The organism is Marinobacterium sedimentorum, from assembly GCF_024267675.1.
Lineage (GTDB): Bacteria > Pseudomonadota > Gammaproteobacteria > Pseudomonadales > Balneatricaceae > Marinobacterium_A > Marinobacterium_A sedimentorum.
The window spans coordinates 306786-327754 of the sequence record NZ_JALDYX010000001.1 but is presented as its reverse complement, the minus strand read 5'-3'; the positions used below and the strand labels follow the sequence as shown (position 1 = coordinate 327754).

18 protein-coding genes are annotated in these 20969 nt (G+C 61.2%); 4 read left to right on the top strand and 14 right to left on the bottom strand.

Annotated features, from left to right (window positions below; translation table 11 throughout):
* Nucleotides 1-7: 7 nt before the first annotated feature.
* The 9 genes from MRS74_RS01510 to metK form a co-directional block, all read right to left on the bottom strand.
* A complete protein-coding gene (locus MRS74_RS01510) occupies nt 8-1018 on the bottom strand; it encodes an aspartate carbamoyltransferase catalytic subunit (protein ID WP_254578501.1) in 1011 nt (336 codons plus the stop codon).
* A gap of 14 nt (nt 1019-1032) precedes the next feature.
* Nucleotides 1033-1542, bottom strand: a complete 510-nt coding sequence (gene pyrR / locus MRS74_RS01505) for a bifunctional pyr operon transcriptional regulator/uracil phosphoribosyltransferase PyrR (RefSeq protein ID WP_254578500.1) — start codon at nt 1540-1542, stop codon at nt 1033-1035.
* Complete coding sequence (gene ruvX / locus MRS74_RS01500; protein WP_254578499.1) at nt 1523-1999, bottom strand: Holliday junction resolvase RuvX; 477 nt, start codon at nt 1997-1999, stop codon at nt 1523-1525. Before ruvX ends, pyrR begins: the two co-directional genes overlap by 20 nt.
* A gap of 161 nt (nt 2000-2160) precedes the next feature.
* Nucleotides 2161-2730 (bottom strand): YqgE/AlgH family protein, encoded by a 570-nt coding sequence (locus MRS74_RS01495; RefSeq protein WP_254578498.1) that lies wholly within the window; start codon nt 2728-2730, stop codon nt 2161-2163.
* Between the two features lie 33 nt (nt 2731-2763).
* Nucleotides 2764-3741, bottom strand: coding sequence for an energy transducer TonB (locus tag MRS74_RS01490; RefSeq protein WP_254578497.1), 978 nt, complete (start codon nt 3739-3741; stop codon nt 2764-2766).
* Between the two features lie 8 nt (nt 3742-3749).
* Nucleotides 3750-4700, bottom strand: coding sequence for a glutathione synthase (gene gshB, locus MRS74_RS01485; protein ID WP_254578496.1), 951 nt, complete (start codon nt 4698-4700; stop codon nt 3750-3752).
* A gap of 80 nt (nt 4701-4780) precedes the next feature.
* On the bottom strand, nt 4781-5515 hold the full coding sequence (locus MRS74_RS01480; protein ID WP_254578495.1) for a 16S rRNA (uracil(1498)-N(3))-methyltransferase: 735 nt from the start codon (nt 5513-5515) through the stop codon (nt 4781-4783).
* 572 nt (nt 5516-6087) lie between these two features.
* Nucleotides 6088-7206 (bottom strand): alanine dehydrogenase, encoded by a 1119-nt coding sequence (gene ald, locus MRS74_RS01475; RefSeq protein WP_254578494.1) that lies wholly within the window; start codon nt 7204-7206, stop codon nt 6088-6090.
* A 285-nt stretch (nt 7207-7491) separates the two neighbouring features.
* On the bottom strand, nt 7492-8682 hold the full coding sequence (metK, locus tag MRS74_RS01470) for a methionine adenosyltransferase (protein WP_254578493.1): 1191 nt from the start codon (nt 8680-8682) through the stop codon (nt 7492-7494).
* A gap of 291 nt (nt 8683-8973) precedes the next feature.
* Here metK and tkt point away from each other — a divergent pair, with 291 nt between their 5' ends.
* The 4 genes from tkt to fba all read left to right on the top strand — a co-directional run bounded on the left by tkt (nt 8974) and on the right by fba (nt 14435).
* Nucleotides 8974-10968 (top strand): transketolase, encoded by a 1995-nt coding sequence (gene tkt, locus MRS74_RS01465; RefSeq protein ID WP_254578492.1) that lies wholly within the window; start codon nt 8974-8976, stop codon nt 10966-10968.
* Between the two features lie 49 nt (nt 10969-11017).
* Entirely contained in the window at nt 11018-12037 is a 1020-nt protein-coding gene (locus MRS74_RS01460; RefSeq protein WP_254578491.1) for a type I glyceraldehyde-3-phosphate dehydrogenase, read from the top strand.
* Nucleotides 12038-12086: 49 nt separating this feature from the next.
* A complete protein-coding gene (locus MRS74_RS01455) occupies nt 12087-13247 on the top strand; it encodes a phosphoglycerate kinase (RefSeq protein ID WP_254578490.1) in 1161 nt (386 codons plus the stop codon).
* A gap of 123 nt (nt 13248-13370) precedes the next feature.
* Nucleotides 13371-14435: a class II fructose-bisphosphate aldolase gene (gene fba, locus MRS74_RS01450; RefSeq protein ID WP_254578489.1), complete on the top strand. Its 1065-nt coding sequence runs from the start codon at nt 13371-13373 to the stop codon at nt 14433-14435.
* An 81-nt stretch (nt 14436-14516) separates the two neighbouring features.
* On the opposite strand, the gene MRS74_RS01445 is transcribed toward fba, so the two are convergent.
* The 5 genes from MRS74_RS01445 to MRS74_RS01425 all read right to left on the bottom strand — a co-directional run bounded on the left by MRS74_RS01445 (nt 14517) and on the right by MRS74_RS01425 (nt 20625).
* Nucleotides 14517-15995 carry a mannitol dehydrogenase family protein gene (locus MRS74_RS01445; RefSeq protein ID WP_254578488.1) on the bottom strand — a complete coding sequence of 493 codons (1479 nt, stop codon included), beginning with the start codon at nt 15993-15995 and terminating at the stop codon, nt 14517-14519.
* A 152-nt stretch (nt 15996-16147) separates the two neighbouring features.
* Complete coding sequence (locus tag MRS74_RS01440) at nt 16148-17257, bottom strand: ABC transporter ATP-binding protein (RefSeq protein ID WP_254578487.1); 1110 nt, start codon at nt 17255-17257, stop codon at nt 16148-16150.
* 71 nt (nt 17258-17328) lie between these two features.
* On the bottom strand, nt 17329-18162 hold the full coding sequence (locus tag MRS74_RS01435; protein ID WP_254578486.1) for a carbohydrate ABC transporter permease: 834 nt from the start codon (nt 18160-18162) through the stop codon (nt 17329-17331).
* A 113-nt stretch (nt 18163-18275) separates the two neighbouring features.
* A complete protein-coding gene (locus MRS74_RS01430) occupies nt 18276-19118 on the bottom strand; it encodes a carbohydrate ABC transporter permease (RefSeq protein ID WP_254578681.1) in 843 nt (280 codons plus the stop codon).
* A 187-nt stretch (nt 19119-19305) separates the two neighbouring features.
* Nucleotides 19306-20625, bottom strand: a complete 1320-nt coding sequence (locus MRS74_RS01425) for an ABC transporter substrate-binding protein (RefSeq protein ID WP_254578485.1) — start codon at nt 20623-20625, stop codon at nt 19306-19308.
* Between the last annotated feature and the right edge of the window lie 344 nt (nt 20626-20969).

The window sequence follows — 20969 nt, the reverse complement described above, 5'->3', positions numbered from 1 at the left end:
GTTGTGGTCAGTTGGCGGGCGGAGCCGGCTGCTGCAGCTGTTTTTCGACCAGCTGGCCGCTCATGGCCATGGACATCACGGCCATGCGCACGGCGATGCCGTTGGTGACCTGATCAAGAATCAGGGAGCGGGGGCCGTCGGCGATGGCGGATTCTATTTCGACGCCGCGGTTGATAGGGCCAGGATGCATCACGACGGCATCGGGGTGGGCGTAGGCCAGCTTTTCGGTGGTCATGCCATAGAGCTTGTAGAACTCGGATTCGCTCGGCAGCAGGGCGCTGGTCATGCGTTCCTTTTGCAGGCGTAGCATCATGATGACATCGACATCCTTAAGCCCCTGGCGCATGTCGGTGAAGACCTTGACGCCCATGGCTTCGATATGGCGCGGCAGCAGTGTCTTGGGGGCTATGACGCGGATTTCGCTGGCGCCCAGAGTACGCAGTGCATGGATCTGCGAGCGCGCTACGCGCGAATGCAGAATATCGCCGACGATGGCGAATTTCAGCGGCTCGAAGCTGCCCTTGTGGCGGCGAATGGTGAGCATGTCGAGCATGGCCTGGGTCGGGTGCGCATGGCGGCCATCGCCGGCGTTGATCACCGCGACATGGGGCGTCACCTGGCTGGCGATAAAGTGGGCTGCGCCGCTGTCGGCATGGCGTACCACAAACATGTCCGAATGCATGGCTTCCAGCGTCATCAGCGTATCTTTCAGGGTTTCACCCTTGGAGGTGGACGAGGTGCTGATGTTGAGGTTCAGCACATCGGCGGACAGACGCTTGGCGGCGAGTTCAAAGGTGCTGAGGGTGCGGGTACTGGCTTCGAAGAACAGGTTGACCACGGTGCGGCCACGCAGCAGCGGCATTTTCTTGATCTGCTTGGCGCCCATGTCGACGAAGGAGTCGGCGGTGTCGAGAATTTCGGTCAGCAGCTCGCGGGACAGGCCTTCGGTGGTCAGAAAGTGTCGCAGCTGACCGTTGCTGTTGAGCTGTATCCGGTTGGGATCGTTGTGTTCAAACATGATATCGGCCCGAATCAGGTACGTTGGCGAATGGTGAGTTCCAGCGGCTGTGGGCCACTGAGCTTGACGACCTGATTGGGGCCCAGCACCAGGGTGGCGCCCACAACGTCGGCCTGCACCGGTAGTTCGCGGCGCTGCAGGTCCAGCAGTGTCACCAGGATGACCGAGGCGGGTCGGCCGAAGTCGAACAGTTCGTTGAGGGCCGCGCGCACGGTACGCCCGGACATGATGACATCGTCCACCAGAATAATGTGCCGATCTTCGGTGTCGCCCTGCAGCTGGGATGGCTGCACGCTGGGGTTGAGGCCCTTTTGGGTGAAATCGTCGCGGTAAAATGAAATATCCAGGATGCCAATGGGGTCCTGCAGGGCGAGCCGGTGCTGCAGCCGTTCAGCCAGCCAGACGCCGCCGGTGCGGATGCCCACGATCAGCGGGTTGCTGATCTGGCGCTGTTCCAAAATGGATTTGAGCTGCATGCCCATATTGTCGAGCAAGGCGTCGACACTAAGATTGTCCGATGTCATAGAGGTCCTCCAGTCGTGAATGGCTGGGAATGCGTTGCTCGCTGGAAAACCAGCCTTCAAGAATCAGTTGTGCTGCGATGCCGTCCACTGATTCCTTCTTGTAGTTGGTGCCGCCACCGGCGGCGCGGTGAATCGCCTTGGCCTCCCGTGTGCTCAGGCGCTCATCCATCAGAAAGCTCGGCAGCTGATAGCGTTCATGCAGGCGGTTGGCGAACTTGCGCGCGCGGCGGGCCATGTCGCTGATACTGCCATCCATGTTCAGGGGGATGCCGACCACCAGGGCATCGGGCGACCATTCCTGCACTATGCGGTCGATCTGATCCCAGTCGGGAATGCCGTCGCGTGCACTGATCGGTGCGATTGCGGTGGCGGTGGCGGTAAGGGTCTGGCCGACGGCAACGCCAATACGGCTGGTTCCGAAGTCGAAGGCTAATGCTTGTAGGCAGTCTGCGCTCATTCAATCCGCAATCTGTGGTGGCCCGGGGAGGCGGTGAGAAGGTCCGGCGCCCACAGGGGATGCGGGGTCAGAATCGCGCACCATTATAGCCAAGTTGGCGTCACAACTTAACAGCTGGTTGGCTGTTCACCGGTATAGGGTCAGAGGCAGGGAGGCGCTATTCAGGTATGGCCGACCTGGGCGGTGAGCAGATCCAGATTAATACCCAGGATGGAGGCGGCGGCATGCAGGCGCTGTTCGGCCGGCAGCCTGAACAGGATGTCGAGATTGGCGGGGCAGCTGAGCCAGGCGTTGTCGCTTATTTCGCGTTCCAGTTGTCCGGCCCCCCAGCCGGCGTAACCCAGAGCGATCAGGGCGTCCGGCGTCCCAGTGCCGGCGGCGATGTCTTCGAGAATATCGATGGAGGTCGTCAGGCAGACCTCATCGGTCACCTGGTAGGTCGCCAGCCAGGGACTGTCCTGGCTGGCGTGCAACACGAAGCCGCGCTCGCCCTGAACTGGCCCGCCGGCGTAGATCTGGCGGTTATCCTTTATCTGCAGACTGTCTGCGGTGTTCAGATGCTCGAGCAATGCGTCCAGGCGCAGGTCGAGGGGGCGGTTAATGACGATGCCCATGGCGCCGTATTCGCTGTGGTCACAGATGTACGTCACGGTATGCTCGAAATGGGCATCGTGCATGTGTGGCATCGAGATCAGAAACTGGTCGCGCAGACTGCTGGTCTTGATAGACATCGGCGTACACCGCTGGGGAGGTTCACCTAAGGCTTAGTACAGCCGGGTCTGATTCTCAAACTTCCAGGTTCGAATTATTTCAAGTTCATCGGTCGTTTTGCGCATGTCCACCGGGAAGGCCTGAAAGGGCGCGGCCAGCTGTACTATCTGCTTGGCCGCATCATCGAGCACCTTGTAGCCCGAAGACTGTAGCACTTCTATCTTGCGGATACTGCCATCCGGCAGTATGGATACCAGCAGGCGCAGGCTGCCGTGAATACCCTGCTTGCGGGCTTCGGCGGGGTAGTTGTCGTTGCCGGTGCGCTCGATTTCGCGACGCCAGTTATCCAGATAGGCCGCATCATTGCCCTTGAGCGTGGCGGCGGCGGTGAGACGGCGCACCCTGGGTTTCTTGGCAAACTGCTCCTGTTGCAGGTCAAGCTGCGCCTGCAGGCTGGCAATTTCCAGGCTGCGGGCCAGCAGCGAGGTGGATGCCCCCGGTGTCGGCGGCGGAGAAAGGGACTTTGCCGCCGCAGGCTGGCTGCTCTGCTTCTGTTTGGCAGGCGCAGTGGTGGTGACCACTTTCTGTGGCTTGGGGGCGGCCTTGACGGGCTTGGGCTCGGCGATTTCAGGCGCCTGCGCCGGCGTCGGTACAGGTTGGGGTGCAACCTCCTGGGCCTTGGGTTGTGGCAGGCTTTGCTGTCGGGCCTGTTGCTGTTGTTCGTTGCTGTGAAAGGGGGCGTCTTCTAGCGTCGAGGGCGCATGCTTGGTCTCGGCGGTGCCGCTGCCCAGCTGATTGGCCTGGGCGATAAAGTCGGCTTCTTTTGGGGCCTCTGGCGACGCGAAGCGGGCCAGGGTGATATCCAGAGTCTTGCGTGGCGGCTTGTATTCCGCCGTCGAGAAACTGATGCCCAGCAGCAGAATGGCGTGCACCGTAATGGCGACGAAGAGGGTAAAGCCAAAACGGTCCATAATGCCCACCGCCGGCGCAGGGCCGGTGGTGGCAGGGATCGCAGTGGTGAGCCTGTTCACGCGGCGCCTCAGGACTGCAGCTTGCGCTCGATGGCATCCATCAGCTGCATGCCGATGTCGAGCCCGAACTGGTTGTCCAGCTCGCGGATGCAGGTCGGGCTGGTGACATTGATTTCAGTGAGATAGTCACCAATGACATCCAGCCCGACAAACAGCAAGCCCTGTTCGCGCAGCGTGGGGCCTACCTGGGCGCAGATCCAGCGATCGCGCTCGGTCAGCTCGCGGCCCTCGCCGGAACCTCCTGCGGCCAGGTTGCCGCGGGTTTCGCCGGCCATGGGAATGCGGGCAAGGGCATAGGGCACGGGCTCGCCGTTCACCATCAGGATGCGCTTGTCGCCCTGGGCGATTTCGGGCAGGTATTTCTGCGCCATGATGGTTTCGGTGCCGTATTTGGTCAGGGTCTCGATGATGACACCGAGGTTGACGCCCTCGGGCTGGATGCGAAAGATCTGGCTGCCACCCATGCCGTCCAGCGGCTTGAAGATGACATCGCCGTGCTCGGCGTGAAACTGGCGCAGCAGGTCATCGCGCCTGGTCACCAGTACCGGCGGGCAGCACTGCGGAAAGTGGGTGGCAAACAGCTTTTCGTTGAAGTCCCGCAGCCGCTGTGACGGGTTGACCACCAGGGTGCCCTGCTTCTCGGCCTGTTCCAGCAGGTAGGTGCTGTAGACAAACTCATTGTTGAACGGCGGGTCCTTGCGCATCAGGATCACATCCAGATCCGCCAGTGGGGTGGTGGCGTAGGCGCCACGGGTGAACCAGTTGTCCGGATCCATGGCCACGCGCAACGGTGCCATGTCGGCCAGGGCCTGCCCATCGCGGGAGTAAAGGTGCTGCTGTTCCATGTAGTACAGCTCCCAGCCTTTCTGCTGGGCGGCCCAGAGCATGGCCAGGGAGCTGTCTTTCTTGAAATTGATGGACTCGATGGGGTCCATGACGATGCCAACCTTGATGGACATGCGCGGGTGCATCCTGTGTAAGCCTGATGATAGGGCAAGTGTACCGATGGATGGCGGTGGCAGCCAGCACCGCCGACGATTCAGCCTGCGCTCAAATCACCCCAGTAACTTTGCAGAATGGCCTGGGCCACCACAGGCGCGGTTTCGGTGCGCAGTACCCGAGGCCCCAGCGCCACTGGCTGAAAGCCTGCGGCTATGGCGAGCTGGACTTCGGCTTCGGTCAGGCCACCCTCCGGGCCTATCAGCAGCGCGATGGACGACGGGCGGGGCAGATCGCCCAGGGGGCGGGCGCTGTGGTGATGCAGCACCAGTTTCAGATCCGCCTCGACGCTGCCGACCCAGTGTTCCAGAGGCTCGGGGGCATCCAGTTGTGGCAGGGTGCAGCGCAGGCTCTGTTCGCAGGCGCTGATGGCCACCTGCTGCCAGTGGCGCAGGCGCTTGTCCTGGCGCTCGCTGTTGAGTTTGACTTCGCAGCGCTCCGAGAACAACGGCGTCATGCGCGCCATGCCAAGCTCTGTTGCTTTCTGCACTGCATAATCCATGCGCTCGCCACGGGACAGGGTCTGGCCGATATGTATCTGCAGCGGGCTGTCGCGGCCGGGTCTTTCCTGGCTTTCAATGCGGACCTGCAGGCTGCGCTTGTCCACCTCGGTCGCGGTGGCGAGACACTCGCTGCCATCGCCATTGAACAGCATAACCTGGTCGCCGGCACGCATGCGCAGCGTACGGGCCAGATGCTGCACGTTGTTGTCGCTCAGCAGCAGGGTGTCGCCGGGGTTCATGGGCTGGGGTTCATGACAACGCGGAATACGCATCCGGCAGGGCTCCGTGGGGATTGGAAAACGGCCATTATGCCACAAGGTGTCAGTGCTGCTGTCCCGAATCCACGCTGCCGGCTTGAGAGCGGCGGGCCGCGTGGGGGGGGGGGCGCTTTTGCGACAGGCGCGAAAGCGCGTGCAGGCGGAGGTGACTATTGCTCCGTGGCGCATCGGCGGAGCTGTTGGCAACCGCCATATCCGGTGCGGCCCTGGCACATGGCCCGCTGAGGGTCGGCTTCGTCTATAGCGGCTCTGGCGGGTGTACGGGCTATACCTATGCCCATGACAAGGGGCGTTAATGGATGGAGGGGAAACTGGGCAACCAGGTGACGTCCACATGTGTCGAGAATGTCGCCGAGAGGCCGACGCCGAGCGAGTGATTCATCTGGCAGCCCTTTTTCGTGCTGGCAGCCTGTCGGACTTGACCGGTCGTAGCGAGGAAATGGCCGTTTTGAGTCAGTTTTTGGGCTCTTTTAAGGCGAATAGTGGTTCTATTTAACGAAAAAGAGTACGAAAACTGGCCAGAATCGGCGTTTCCGCAGTAGATCAGTGTTAAGTCCGACAGGCTGCTAGTCCGAGAGTGCCTCTTCGGCGCTCTGGTAGCGGTAGCCCAGCGCCTGGGCCACCGCTTCGCAGGTGACCTGGCCGCGATGGACATTGAGACCGTTGCGCAGGTGGACGTCGTCCTGCAGTGCCTGCTTGTAGCCCTTGCCGGCCAGCGCGATCACGTAGGGCAGGGTGGCATTGGTCAGGGCGAAGGTGGCAGTGCGGGCGACGCCGCCGGGCATGTTGGCGACGCAGTAATGCACCACGCCGTCGACCTCGTAGGTCGGTTCCTGGTGGGTGGTGGCTTTGGAGGTTTCAAAGCAGCCACCCTGGTCGATGGCGACATCGACCAGCACCGCGCCGGGGCGCATCAGCTTGAGCATCTGGCGGGTCACCAGCTTGGGTGCGGCCGCGCCCGGAATCAGTACTGCACCGATCACCAGGTCCGCTTCGCGCACGCAGGCTTCGAGGGCATCGGTGGTCGAGTAGAGGGTCTTCAGCGCCGGCCCATAGAGGTTGTCCAGCTCCTTGAGGCGGGGCAGGGAGCGGTCCAGCACTGTGACTTCGGCGCCCAGGCCGATTGCCATGCGTGCGGCATGGGTGCCGACCACGCCACCGCCAATTACCACCACCCTGGCCGGGGTAACGCCCGGCACGCCGCCGAGCAGGGTGCCATTGCCGCCCTGGGCTTTCTCCAGTGCATGGGCACCGGCCTGGATCGACATGCGTCCGGCGACTTCGCTCATCGGCGCCAGCAGCGGCAGGCCGCCCCGGGCATCGGTAACGGTTTCGTAGGCGATGGCGATGGCGTTGGACTCGACCAGCAGTTCGGTCTGCTGCGGGTCCGGTGCCAGGTGCAGGTAGGTAAAGAGCACCTGGCCGTCACGCAGCATGCGGCACTCTTGCGGCTGGGGCTCCTTGACCTTGACGATCATCTCGGCCGTTTCGAAGATCTCCGCAGCGCTGTCGACGATGCGGGCACCGGCGGCTTGGTACAGCTCGTTGGTCAGGCCGATCGCCTTGCCACCATCCTTCTGGATCAGTACCTGATGGCCCAGCCCGACCAACTCGCGTACGCCCGCCGGGGTCATGCCGATGCGGTATTCGTGGTTCTTGATTTCCTTGGGTACGCCAATAATCATTTTTATTCTCCTGCGTCCTATGGGTGTTTATTCGATGCTAGGGGAATAAGGTCAGAAAATGTCTTTGAACTTCGGTTTTTGGCGAGATTATTTTCTGTAAAAGCTGCGTTGTGCGGGGAAATGACTTATGCGCCGCCATGGTGGTGAGGGAAATCAAGGCGTTGGACGTGGCGGCTGATGCGGGGGCTTGAAGATTGGCAAAGGGTGTTGTGCGGCCCCGCCCAGTCTGTAAAACGCAAAAGGGCTGCCCGAAGGCAGCCCTTTTCAGGCGGTTGTGGACTCCACTCAGAGTCCGGCGTCGGCGCGCAGCGCTTCGGCCTTGTCAGTACGTTCCCAGGTGAAAGCGGTGAAGGTATCGTTGCCCACCGTCATTTCGTAGGGATCGCGACCGAAGTGACCGTAGGCCGCTGTGGCCAGGTACATCGGGTGCAGCAGGTCGAGCATGCGGGTGATGGCGAACGGACGCAGGTCGAAGTGCGCGTTTATCAGCTGAATGATCTTGTCGTCGGAGATCTTGCCGGTGCCGAAGGTGTTGATGGCGACAGAGGTCGGCTCTGCCACGCCTATGGCGTAGGACACCTGAATCTCGCAGCGATCCGCCAGGCCGGCGGCCACAATGTTCTTGGCGACGTAACGGCCGGCGTAGGCGGCGGAACGGTCGACCTTGGACGGGTCCTTGCCGGAGAAAGCGCCACCACCATGACGGGCCATGCCGCCGTAGGTATCAACGATGATCTTGCGTCCGGTCAGGCCGCAATCGCCCACTGGGCCGCCGATGACGAATTTGCCGGTCGGGTTGATGTGGAACTTGGTGTCCTTGCTGATCCATTCGGCCGGCAGAACGTGCTTGATGATCAGTTCCATCACAGCTTCACGCAGGTCGTTCTGGTGAACTTCCGGGTTGTGCTGGGTCGACAGTACCACCGCATCGATACCGCAGGGCTTGCCGTTTTCGTAACGGAAAGTGACCTGGGACTTGGCATCCGGGCGCAGCCAGGGCAGCAGACCCGAGCGGCGGGCTTCAGCCTGACGCTCAACCAGACGGTGGGCGTAGGTGATGGGTGCCGGCATCAGCACGTCGGTGTCATTGGAGGCATAGCCGAACATCAGACCCTGGTCGCCGGCGCCCTGATCTTCGGGGCGTGAGCGGTCAACGCCCTGGGCGATATCGATGGACTGCTTGCCGATGATGTTGATAACACCACAGGTCTCGCCGTCGTAGCCGACATCGGAGGAGGTGTAGCCGATCTTGCAGATCACGTCACGGACGAGGTTCTCCAGGTCGATCCAGGCATTGGTGCTGATCTCGCCGGACACGATGGCAACGCCGGTCTTGACCATGGTTTCGCAGGCCACACGGGCGTACTTGTCTTCGGCAATGATGGCATCAAGTACTGCGTCGGAAATCTGGTCCGCAATCTTGTCTGGATGGCCTTCAGACACGGATTCGGAAGTGAACAAGCCGTATTCGCTCATCTGCGCTATGCATCCTCTTTTCAGGGGTATAACTAATAAGGAACCCGGGCCGGACCGGCCAGGCGATTTCATAATTGCGCGCATTTTACCGGCGATGGATGCAAAATGCATGACGAATGCCGGCGTTTTTAATGAAATTTTCCCTAATTCATATGAAATTACCTCATTCAGGTGCAAAAAAGATCGATTCCCATTTGAAGCCGGAGGGCAACTAAGCGAAAATTACGCCTTTCAAATTTTCAGTCCTCCACACTCTTACTAGTTCGGGTCAAAATCCCAGGAGTTGTTTTAATGTCCTCTCGCAGAGAACTTGCCAACGCCATTCGTGCGCTGAGTATGGATGCCGTCCAGAAAGCGAAGTCCGGCCACCCCGGAGCGCCCATGGGCATGGCGGATATCGCCGAAGTGCTTTGGAACGACTTCCTGAAACATAACCCTACCAACCCGCAGTGGTTCGACCGCGACCGCTTCGTGCTGTCCAACGGTCACGGCTCCATGCTGGTGTACTCGCTGCTGCACCTGAGCGGCTATGACGTCAGCATCGACGACATTAAAAACTTTCGTCAGCTGCATTCCAAAACCGCCGGTCACCCCGAGTATGGTTACTGTCCGGGTGTCGAAACCACCACAGGCCCGCTGGGTCAGGGCGTGTCCAATGCCGTGGGCTTTGCCATCGCCGAAAAGACACTGGCGGCGCAGTTCAACCGTGACGGTCACGACATCATCAATCACTACACCTACACCTTCATGGGCGATGGCTGCATGATGGAAGGGATCTCCCACGAATCCTGCGCCCTGGCCGGTACCCTGGGACTGGGCAAGCTGATTGCGTTCTGGGATGACAACGGCATCTCCATCGACGGTGAAGTGGAAGGCTGGTTTACCGACGACACGCCCAAGCGTTTCGAATCCTACGGCTGGCAGGTAATTGCCGGTGTGGATGGTCATGACGCGGATCAGATCCGTGCCGCCATCGAACAGGCCCAGGCCAACAGCACCCAGCCGACCCTGATCTGCTGCAAGACCATCATCGGTTTCGGTTCCCCTAACAAGGAAGGCAAGGAAGACTGCCACGGCGCGCCGCTGGGCGACGACGAGATCGCCCTGACCCGGGCACGTCTGGGCTGGACCCATGGCCCGTTCGAAGTGCCGCAGGACATCTATGACGACTGGGATGCCCGCGCGTCCGGCAGCCAGGACGAAAACGAGTGGAATGCGCGCTTTGCCAGCTATCGCGCCGAGTTCCCGGAACTGGCCGACCAGCTGCTGCGTCGCATCAGCGGCGACCTGCCGGCGGATTTCGCTGCCAAGGCTGATGCCTGGATTCAGGCAGTGGCCGACAAGGGCGACACCATTGCCTCGCGCAAGGCGTCCCAGAATGCCCTCAATGCATTTGGTCCCATGCTGCCTGAACTGCTCGGCGGCTCGGCGGATCTGGCTGGCTCCAACCTGACCCTCTGGTCCGGCGCCAAGGGCATCGGCCGTGACGACGCCAGCGGCAACTACCTGTTCTACGGCGTGCGCGAATTCGGCATGTCGGCCATCATGAATGGCCTGGCCCTGCACGGCGGCTTTATTCCCTACGGCGCCACCTTCCTGGTGTTCATGGAATATGCCCGTAATGCCCTGCGCATGGCGGCCCTGATGAAGCAGCGTGTGATCCACGTCTATACCCACGACTCTATCGGTCTGGGTGAAGACGGCCCGACGCACCAGCCAGTGGAGCAGATCTCCAACCTGCGCCATACCCCCAACATGAGCCTGTGGCGCCCCTGTGATGCGGTTGAATCCGCGGTGGCCTGGAAGTCCGCGCTGGAGCGTACCGATGGCCCGAGCGCGCTGATCTTCTCGCGTCAGAACCTGCCGCACCAGGTCCGCAGCGCCGAGCAGCTGGCCAACATTGCCAAGGGTGGCTACATTCTGCGCGACTGCGCCGGCCAGCCCGACGTCATCCTGATCGCCACCGGCTCCGAAGTGGGTCTGGTGATGGACGCCGCCGAGATCCTGAGCAAGGAAGGCAAGCAGGTACGGGTGGTTTCCATGCCCTCGACCGATCGTTTTGAAGCCCAGGATGCCGCCTACCGTGAGTCGGTTCTGCCGGCCCAGGTCAGCGCCCGTGTGGCGGTGGAAGCAGCCCAGGCGGACTACTGGTACAAGTACGTGGGTCTTAATGGCGCTATCGTCGGCATGCGCAGCTTCGGCGAATCGGCCCCGGCCGGTGAGCTGTTCAAGTACTTCGGCTTTACCGTCGAAAATGTCGTCGACACCGTAAAATCGATTCTTTAATGGTTCCAGGGCCGGCTTTTGCCGGCCTTGCCTTTGGTGTCGGATGTCGATGAAATATCGCGTTGCAATCAACGGTTACGGCCGAATCGGGCAGTGTGTACTGCGTGCCATCTATGAGTGCGGCTTTCGCCGTGACTTCGAGGTGGTGGCGCTGAACGAACTGGCGGATATCGAGACGGTCAGTTACCTGACGCGCTACGACACCACCCATGGGCGTTTTCCGTTGCCGGTGTCCCATGATGGTAACGACCTGCTGATCGATGGCGACCGCATTCGCGTGCTGAATGAGCCGGATCCGCGCAATCTGCCCTGGCGCGAGCTCAAGGTGGATCTGGTGCTGGAGTGTTCCGGTGCCTTCAAGGATCGCCACAGTGCCGAGCTGCACCTGGCCAAGGGCGCGGCTAGGCTGCTGTTTTCACAGCCGGCGACGCCTGAGGTGGATGCCACCATCGTCTATGGGCTGAATCAGCAGTTGCTGCGGGCCTCCCATACAATAGTGTCGGCGGCCTCCTGCACCACCAACTGCGTGGTGCCGGTGCTTGATCTGCTGGATCGCGAATTTGGCATTGTGAATGGTGTCACCACGACCATTCACTCGGCCATGAACGACCAGCCGGTGATCGACAGTTATCATCAGACGGATCTGCGCCTGACGCGCAGCGCGCTGCAGTCGATTATCCCGGTGGATACGGGCCTTGGGCGCGGCATTGACCGTCTTTTGCCACATCTGGCGGGGCGTTTTGAGTGTCTGCACCTGCGCGTGCCGACCATTAACGTCTCGGCCATGGATCTGACCGTCAATGTGCGGCGTGAAACCTCGGTTGAAGAGGTCAATGGCCTGATGCGTGCCAGCGCCAGCGGTGCCCTGCAGGGGCTGCTGGGGTACACCAACGAGCCCCATGCCTCGGTGGACTTCAACCGTGACCCGCGCTCCGGCGTGTTTGATGCCACCCAGACTCGGGTCAGCGGCGGCACCATGCTGAAGATGCTGTGCTGGTTCGACAACGAATGGGGCTTTGCCAATCGGATGATGGATGTCGCACGATACTGGCTCAATATTCGGGACTAGGTTACGGGTTTACCGCTTTTTAATTTCACAAGCATAGGTAGGACACTCAATGAGCGTACTGAAAATGACGGAGCTTGATCTGGCCGGTAAAAGCGTCCTGATCAGGGAAGATCTCAATGTACCGATCAAGGACGGCCAGGTCACTTCGGATGCGCGCATCCGTGCGGCCCTGCCGACGCTGGAGCTGGCGCTCAAGGCCGGCGCCAAAGTCATGGTGATGTCTCACCTGGGCCGCCCGACCGAAGGCGAATTTGACGAGCAGTACTCCCTGGCACCGGTTGCGGCTCACCTGGGCAAGCTGCTGGGTCGCGAGATTCCGCTGATCAAGGACTGGACCGAGGGTGGCTTCAGCGTTGGCGAAGGCCAGCTGGTGCTGCTTGAGAACGTGCGCTTCAATGCCGGTGAGAAGAAGGACGATGAAGCCCTGTCGCGCAAGATGGCGGCGCTGTGCGATGTCTACGTCATGGACGCCTTCGGCACCGCGCACCGCGCCCAGGCCTCGACCCACGGTGTTGCCCGCTTTGCCCCCCAGGCCTGCGCCGGCCCGCTGCTGGCGGGTGAACTGGATGCGCTGGGCAAGGCACTGCTGAACCCCGCGCGCCCGCTGGCGGCCATCGTTGGGGGCTCCAAGGTGTCCACCAAGCTGGAAGTACTGAATTCGCTGTCTGATAAGGTCGATCAGCTGATCGTCGGTGGTGGCATCGCCAATACCTTCCTGGCCGCGGCCGGCAAGCCGGTGGGCAAGTCGCTGTGCGAGCACGATCTGATTCCGGTGGCCAAGGCGCTGATGGAGCGGGTTTCCATTCCGCTGCCGGTGGATGTGGTGGTGGCGACCGAGTTCGCCGAAACCGCCACGGCGACGGTCAAGCTGGTGGACGATGTGGCCGCCGATGACATGATTCTGGACATAGGCCCGCAGTCCGCTGCGGCCCTGGCCGAGTTGCTCAAGAGTGCCGGCACCATCATCTGGAACGGTCCGGTCGGTGTGTTTGAATTCGACCAGTTCGGCGAAGGCACCAAAACCCTGTCGCTGGCGATTGCGCAAAGCCCGGGCTTCTCCATTGCCGGTGGGGGTGACACCCTGGCGGCGGTCGACAAGTACGGTATCGCCGATCAGGTATCCTACATCTCTACCGGTGGCGGTGCTTTCCTCGAGTTCGTCGAAGGCAAGGTACTGCCGGCCGTGGCGATGCTGGAATCGCGCAGCTGAGTTAACTGAGCGGGCTGATGCACTGGTGTGTCAGCCACAGACCCGGCGCAGGCCGGGCATTGAACTGAATCCGGGTTGCCGCCACAGGCGACAGCCCTCTGAACTGAAACTAAGGGTGACCTAATGGCTCTCATCTCCATGCGTCAGCTGCTGGATCATGCTGCCGAATTCGGCTATGGCATTCCAGCCTTTAACGTCAACAACCTGGAACAGATGCGCGCCATCATGGAAGCGGCTGCCAAGACCGACTCTCCGGTGATCGTGCAGGCCTCTGCCGGTGCCCGCAAATACGCCGGCTCCAATTTCCTGCGCCACATGATTCTGGCCGCGATTGAGGAATTCCCCCATGTCCCGGTGTGCATGCACCAGGATCACGGCACCTCGCCGGCCGTGTGCCAGCGCTCCATTGCCATGGGCTTTTCGTCCGTGATGATGGACGGCTCCCTGGGCGAAGACGGCAAAACGCCGACCAGCTACGAGTACAACGTCGATGTGACCCGTCGTACCGTCGAGATGGCCCACGCCTGTGGCGTTTCGGTTGAAGGTGAACTCGGCTGCCTGGGCTCGCTGGAAACCGGCCAGGCCGGCGAAGAAGACGGCATAGGCGCTGAAGGCATTCTGACCCACGATCAGATGCTGACCGATCCGGATGAAGCGGCTGATTTCGTCAGCAAGACCCATGTGGATGCCCTGGCGATTGCCTGCGGCACCTCCCACGGCGCCTACAAGTTCAGCCGTCCGCCCACCGGCGACATCCTGGCCATCGACCGCATCAAGGCGATCCATCAGCGCATTCCGGGTACCCACCTGGTCATGCACGGCTCTTCGTCTGTGCCACAGGAGTGGCTGGCGGTGATCAACGAGTTCGGTGGCGAGATTCCGGAAACCTACGGTGTGCCGGTCGAGCAGATCGTTGAAGGCATCAAGTATGGCGTACGCAAGGTCAATATCGATACCGACCTGCGTCTGGCGTCCACCGGTGCAGTGCGTCGCTTCCTGGCGCAGAACCCGTCCGAGTTCGATCCGCGCAAATTCCTCAAGGCCACCATGACCGCCATGAGCGACATCTGTGTCGCCCGCTATGAAGCCTTCGGCACCGCCGGCAATGCCAGCAAGCTGCGCGCGATTTCGCTGGAAGACATGGCCACGCGCTATGACCGCGGCGAGCTGAATGCCAAGGTGAACTAAGCCGTGGGGTAATGAAAAAAGGCGACCTTCGGGTCGCCTTTTTGCGTTTATAGTCCTTCGGAACACCGTTGCAGGCTGGGCTCAGCCGGCCTGGCTGACCTGCTCCAGCGTGACGGCAACGCCCTGGTGCTGAAGTTGCTGCAGGGCGCGATCGAGGGCGGTGATAAAGTCGACACAGTGCAGCAGCTGTTCGCCGAAGATGTCTTTGAGGCCGAGAAACCGACGGCTGAGCCCAACGGATTCTGCCGTAGCGCTGAGTAGCTGGTCGGCCAGCGGATCTTCCACCTTGTCGTCAGCGCCGGGCTGCTGGGCTCCGTGCAGATAGAGCGCCCAGCTGGCCAGGATCAGCGCAAAGCGGTGGACTGGTGCGCCTGTGTCAAGGCGTTCTTCCAGCGTGGCCAGAATAAACTTGGGTATCTTGCTGGAGCCGTCCATACACAGGCGGCTCAGCTGGTCGCCGATACGCGGATTGGAGAAGCGCTTGATGAGGGTATCCTTGTACTGACTGAGGTTGATACCCTCCACCGGCTCCAGCGTCGGTGTGACATCCAGGTCCATGAAGTTGCGGATAAAGCCGCTCAGGCGGGCATCCTGCATGACTTCGTGGCTGTAGCGGTAACCCGCCAGGTAACCCAGATAGCTCATGGCCGAGTGACTGGCATTGAGCAGTCGCATTTTCATTTGCTCATAGGGTGCTACATCCCGGGTGAACTGGACACCGACCTTTTCCCAGGCCGGGCGGCCGTTACAGAAATTATCTTCCATGACCCACTGAAGAAACGGTTCGCAGACCACCGGCCAGGCATCGTCAATGGCAGCATAGTCCTGCAGTAGCTGCTTGTGTGCGGCGGTGGTCATGGGCGTAATGCGATCGACCATGCTGTTGGGGAAGCTGGCATTTTCGGCAATCCAGTCGGCCAGTGCCGGATCCTGGCGGGCGGCAAAGCTGAGCAGGGCGTGGCGGGCCTTGTCGCCATTGTGGGGCAGGTTGTCGCAGGACATCAGCGTGAAGGCCGGCAGGTTGCGCGCCCGTCGCATCGCCAGGGCGGCGCTAAGGTAGCCGAATACGCTGCGTGGAGACTCAGGCTGCGCCAGGTCATGCACGATATCGGCATTCGAAAAGTCGAACTCGCCACTGTGGTCATCCAGCAGGTAGCCGCCCTCGGTAATGGTCAGCGATACGATACGGGTGTCCGCTGCAGCCAGTTTTTCCACCACGGCGGCGGGGTTGTCAGGCGCAAACAGATAGTCGCTGATGACGCCGATCACCTCTACGCTCGGCTGCTCGGCCTGGCCCAGTGCCATCAGGCTGTAGAGGTAATCCTGTTCGTTCAGCACCTGCGCCATGGCACGGTCGCTTTCGCGCAGGCCGATGCCGCAGATGCCCCAGTGCAGGTCTCCCCCCAGGCGCAGCAGGTGCTCGGTGTAGACGGCCTCGTGGGCACGGTGAAAGCCACCCACGCCTATATGCACGATGCCGTGGCGCAGGTCCTGGCGGGAATAGGTGGGGTGCGTTATGCGTTCGCCCAGTTGAGCGATCGTGTCATTGTTCAGTTTCACAAGGATCACCAGGGAGTCATCGGAGCCTAAGGGTCCGCGGCAGCAAAGGCGGCGGCCAACGAATCTCGATTGGTTGTTATAAAAAACCGCTGTGCCTGGCGTGCCAGGCGCAGCGGGTGGCTGACGCCAAACCTGTTACTTTAACCGCGGCTTTATGCGGCCTGGGCCGGGGGGCGCGGGCGCGGGATTGTCTTGCCGCTGGCATCGAACAGGTGCGCCTGGGACAGGTCCGGCAGCAGGCCGGCGTTCTGGCCGTAATCGGCCATAAAATCCCCCGGCGCGCGCACGGTCATCATTTCGCCATTGGCCAGCTTGATGTAGCAGTAGGTGTCGGCACCCAGGTGCTCGGTGACATCCAGGCGCACCTTGAACGGGCTCTGATCGGCGGCGACCACTTCGATGTTTTCCGGCCGGATGCCGAAGGTGATGTCATCCCCTGGCTTGAGACTGGTGCTCTGGTGCGGCAGCTGGTAGTGCGGGCCGCAGTCCAGCGCCACGGTGACGCCGGCGTTGCTGACCGCCTTGACGGTGCCCTTGAGGAAGGCCATTTTCGGCGTGCCGATAAAGCCGGCCACGAACTGGTTCACCGGGTGGTGATACAACTCCAGCGGCGAGCCGACCTGTTCCACGCGCCCGGCATTGAGTACGACTACCTTGTCGGCCAGGGTCATGGCCTCGACCTGGTCGTGGGTGACGTAGATCATGGTGGCGTTGAGTTCCTTGTGCAGCCGCGCCAGTTCCAGGCGCATCAGCACGCGCAGCGCCGCATCGAGGTTGGACAGGGGTTCGTCGAACAGGAAGATCTTGGGATTGCGCACGATGGAACGGCCGATGGCCACGCGCTGGCGCTGCCCGCCGGACAGGGCCTTGGGCTTGCGCTCCAGCAAGGGGCCAAGTTCCAGCACCTTGGCGGCGTCCTCGACCTTGCGCTGGATTTCGGCCTTGTCGATGCCGGCCAGGTCCAGGGCAAAGGACATGTTCTTGCGCACCGTCATGTGCGGATAGAGGGCGTAGGACTGGAATACCATGGCCAGGTCGCGCTTGGCCGGCGCCACGTCGGTGATGTCGCGCTCATCCAGCTGGATGCTGCCGCTGGTGACTTCTTCGAGCCCGGCGATCAGGCGCAGCAGGGTCGACTTGCCGCAGCCGGAGGGGCCGACAAACACCACGAATTCGTGATCCTTTATATCCAGGTCGATGCCCTTGATGATGTGGATGTCTTCGAAGCTTTTTTTCAGGTTGCGAATGGTCAGATCGGACATGGGGAAAACCTCTTTCTTATTGAGCGCCGCCGGTCAGGTCACGGCAGCGTTAGTCAGCGTGTTGTTGTTATTTATTTCACGGCGCCGAAGGACAGACCGCGCACCAGCTGCTTCTGGCTCAGCCAGCCGAAGATCAGGATTGGGGCACAGGCGAGCGTCGATACGGCCGACAGCTTGGCCCAGAAGAGCCCTTCGGGACTGGAGTAGGAGGCCACCAGCGCGGTCAGCGGCGCGGCGGACGAGGCGGTCAGGTTGAGCGACCAGAAGGCTTCGTTCCAGCTCAGGATCAGGGAGAGCAGCACCGTCGAGGCCAGACCGCCCTTGCTGATGGGCAGCAGTACCCGGTAGATCTCCTGCAGCGCGGTGGCACCGTCCAGGCGGGCCGCTTCGAGAATGTCCTTGGGGATTTCCTTGAAGTAGGTGTACACCATCCAGACCATGATCGGCAGGTTGATCAGGGTGTAGATCAGCACCAGGCCGAATTTGGTATCCAGCAGGCCAAAGTCCTTGAAGATCAGGTAGATGGGCACCAGCACGCCGACCGGCGGCAGCATCTTGGTGGACAGCATCCACAGCAGCGTCGACTTGGTGCGCTTGGTCTCGAAGAACGCCATCGAGTAGGCCGCCGGCACCGCCAGCAGCATGCCCAGCAGGGTCGAGCCAAAGGACACCACCACCGAGTTCCAGGCGAAGTGGAAGTAGTCGCTACGCGCATCGATATGCAGGTAGTTCTCCAGCGTCGGCGTGAAGAACAGCTGCGGCGGCGTGGCGAAGGCGTCGATTTCGGTCTTGAAGCTGGTCAGTATCATCCAGAAGATCGGGAAGAAGATGGTCAGCGCCACCAGCCAGGCCAGGGTGCCGAGCAGTACGGTCTGCAGTTGGCGGCCTTGTTTGAGTGTCAGCATGGTGTGGCCTCCCAGGCTTTGTCTGTCAGCGTGTTGTTCAGATGAGCGCCGATCATCCGGATGAGGATGGATGGCACTGTGCGATATTGTTTTAATGTCAGCATCACGGCCTCCTAGCCTTTATCTGTAAGGTTCTTGCCGATCATCCGGATGAGGATGAACGCCGCTATGTTGGCGAGCAGTACCGCCACCAGGCCACCGGCCGAGGCCAGGCCGACATCGAACTGCAGCAGTGCCTGGCTGTAAATCAGGTAGGCCAGGTTGGTGGTCTCGTAGCCCGGGCCACCGCCGGTGGTGGTAAATATCTCGGCGAAGATCGACAGCAGGAAGATGGTCTCGATCATCACCACCACGGCGATCGGCCGCGCCAGGTGTGGCAGGGTGATGTGCCAGAAGATGGCGACGGGCCCGGCGCCATCGAGGCGGGCCGCATCCTTCTGTTCCTGGTCCAGCGACTGCATGGCGGTCATCAGCAGCAGGACGGCGAAGGGCACCCACTGCCAGGACACGATCAGGATGATGGCTTCCATCGGATAGGTGGCGAACCAGTCGATAGGCTCGGCACCAAAGAAGCGCCAGACGGCGGCGAACACGCCGGACACCGGGTGCAGCAGCAGGTTCTTCCACACCAGCGCACTTACGGTGGGCATGATGAAGAACGGCGAAATCAGCAGTACCCGCACGATGCCGCGGCCCCAGAAGGAGGTATCCACCAGCACCGCAATCAGTACCCCGACGACGACACTGATCAGCAGTACCGAGCACACCAGCAACAGAGTGTTCGTCATGCCGGCGGTAAAGCCTTCGTCGGTCAGAAAGAAGTAAAAATTCTCCAGGCCGACAAAGTCGTTATCGCCCGGGTACAGCAGGTTGTAGCGAATCAGGGAAAAATAAATGGTCATGGCCAGTGGAACCGCCATCCAGACCAGCAGTACTGCCACTGAGGGTGACACCATGGCCAGGCTGAGGCGGCTCTGTCGCTGACGCTCTTCATGCACGGTTACGGGGGGGGTCGAGGCGTGCGCCGTCCCCTCGGCTGGCAGACTTGAGATGCTCATGGGAAGTGCTCTTTTTGTGTTATTAGAAGGGCCGACACGGCTGTGTCGGACGGACAGGCACCGAACGGTGCCTGTCCGCAGCGGTTTACTGGTAGTAGCGGGCGCGCTTCATCTCGCGCTCGGTGATGGACTGTGAGCTGGACAGGGCTTCGTCCACCGTCATGCTGCCGGCCAGGGCACCGGACACCAGCTTGCCCACCTGGGTGGCAATGGACTGGAACTCCGGAATGGCCGCAAACTGAATGCCGGTATAGGGCGAGGGCTTGAGGGTAGAGTCATCGGGATCGGCGCGATCCATGGACTCCAGCGTTTTGGCGGCAAAGGGCGCAGCCGCCATGTAGTCGGCATTGGCATAGGTGGAGGCGCGGCTGCCCGGCGGCATGGCGGCAATGCCGAACTTCTCGGCCACCAGCTGGCTGTACTCCTTGGAGGTGGCCCAGGTCACAAACTCGGTGGCGGCATCTCCGGCATCAGAGCTGGCCGGAATCGCCAGACCCCAGGACCAGAGCCAGCCGGCGCCCTTGGTGGTGACCTGCTGCGGCGCCAGTGCAAAACCGACCTTGTCGGTCACGTTGCTCTGGGACGTATCGGTGACGAAGGAGCCGGCCACGGTGGAATCGACCCAGATGGCGCACTTGCCGGAGCCGAACAGCGCCAGAGTCTCGTTGAAGCCATTGGACGATACGCCCGGAGGTCCGTACTTGTTCAGGGCATCGACATAGAACTCGATGGTGTCTTTCCAGGCGCTGCCGTTGAACTCCGGCTTCCATTGCTCATCGAACCAGCGTGCGCCAAAGGCATTGGCCATGGTCGAGACGATCGCCATGTTCTCGCCCCAGCCCGCCTTGCCGCGCAGGCAGAGGCCATACTGGCCCTCAGCCGGCTTGTGCAGCGCCTTGGCGAAGTCGCGTATCTGATCCCAGCTCGGCTGGTTCGGCATGCTCAGGCCCGCGGCCTCGAACAGGTCGGTACGGTAGTAGGTCATGGAGCTTTCGGAATAGAACGGCAGCCCATAAAGGCTGCCCTCGGACGACAGGCCTTTGCGCACCGACGGGAAAATATCTTCCAGATCGTAGTCGGCCGGCAGGTTTTCCACTGGCTTGAGCCAGCCTTTCTTGCCCCAGATGGGGGCTTCATACATGCCGATGGTCATGACGTCGAACTGGCCGCCATTGGTGGCGATATCGGTGGTCAGACGCTGGCGCAGCACGTTCTCCTCCAGTACCACCCATTCCAGCTTGATATCGGGATGGGCCTGTTCAAAGGCGCCGGACAGTTCCTGCATGCGGATCATGTCGCCGTTGTTGACGGTACCTATGGTGACGGTGGTACTGGCAAGTGAGGCGCCTGAAACTGCTGCCAGGGTGGCGACAAACAGGGCGGAGCGTATCGGTGAATTATTCACGTGACGAACCTCTATTATCATTATGGTGTTGGTCGGTGTTGCGGTAATGCCGGTTCCGGGGTTTCAGGTCGACGCACGGCAGTGCGCATCACCAGGCCCTCAGGACAGGACTATTACACTGCGAACAGGGCGGGCGGCACAAATACCCTGTGGAGCCGAATCTATACTTTTTTGCCATTTGTCATGATTGAAACATGGCTAAGCCGCCGTATTTGGCGGTTTGAGTGTGTTTTAACAGCGCTAAATTCACAGTGAAAGTCATAAAAGTACTTATTTGGCGGATTGCCTGGCAATGTCATGCAGCAGGCTGGGCAACCTGCTGCGCGATCTGGCGAGCCAGGCGG

What these genes read in the sequence shown, in the direction of transcription:
- MRS74_RS01510 (WP_254578501.1), bottom strand. Translation starts at nt 1,018, where the DNA reads ATGTTTGAACACAACGATCCCAACCGGATACAGCTCAACAGCAACGGT.
- pyrR (WP_254578500.1), bottom strand. Translation starts at nt 1,542, where the DNA reads ATGACATCGGACAATCTTAGTGTCGACGCCTTGCTCGACAATATGGGC.
- ruvX (WP_254578499.1), bottom strand. Translation starts at nt 1,999, where the DNA reads ATGAGCGCAGACTGCCTACAAGCATTAGCCTTCGACTTCGGAACCAGC.
- MRS74_RS01495 (WP_254578498.1), bottom strand. Translation starts at nt 2,730, where the DNA reads ATGTCTATCAAGACCAGCAGTCTGCGCGACCAGTTTCTGATCTCGATG.
- gshB (WP_254578496.1), bottom strand. Translation starts at nt 4,700, where the DNA reads ATGTCCATCAAGGTTGGCATCGTCATGGACCCCATCGAGTCCATCAAT.
- MRS74_RS01480 (WP_254578495.1), bottom strand. Translation starts at nt 5,515, where the DNA reads ATGCGTATTCCGCGTTGTCATGAACCCCAGCCCATGAACCCCGGCGAC.
- ald (WP_254578494.1), bottom strand. Translation starts at nt 7,206, where the DNA reads ATGATTATTGGCGTACCCAAGGAAATCAAGAACCACGAATACCGCATC.
- metK (WP_254578493.1), bottom strand. Translation starts at nt 8,682, where the DNA reads ATGAGCGAATACGGCTTGTTCACTTCCGAATCCGTGTCTGAAGGCCAT.
- tkt (WP_254578492.1), top strand. Translation starts at nt 8,974, where the DNA reads ATGTCCTCTCGCAGAGAACTTGCCAACGCCATTCGTGCGCTGAGTATG.
- MRS74_RS01460 (WP_254578491.1), top strand. Translation starts at nt 11,018, where the DNA reads ATGAAATATCGCGTTGCAATCAACGGTTACGGCCGAATCGGGCAGTGT.
- MRS74_RS01455 (WP_254578490.1), top strand. Translation starts at nt 12,087, where the DNA reads ATGAGCGTACTGAAAATGACGGAGCTTGATCTGGCCGGTAAAAGCGTC.
- fba (WP_254578489.1), top strand. Translation starts at nt 13,371, where the DNA reads ATGGCTCTCATCTCCATGCGTCAGCTGCTGGATCATGCTGCCGAATTC.
- MRS74_RS01440 (WP_254578487.1), bottom strand. Translation starts at nt 17,257, where the DNA reads ATGTCCGATCTGACCATTCGCAACCTGAAAAAAAGCTTCGAAGACATC.
- MRS74_RS01435 (WP_254578486.1), bottom strand. Translation starts at nt 18,162, where the DNA reads ATGCTGACACTCAAACAAGGCCGCCAACTGCAGACCGTACTGCTCGGC.
- MRS74_RS01430 (WP_254578681.1), bottom strand. Translation starts at nt 19,118, where the DNA reads ATGGTGTCACCCTCAGTGGCAGTACTGCTGGTCTGGATGGCGGTTCCA.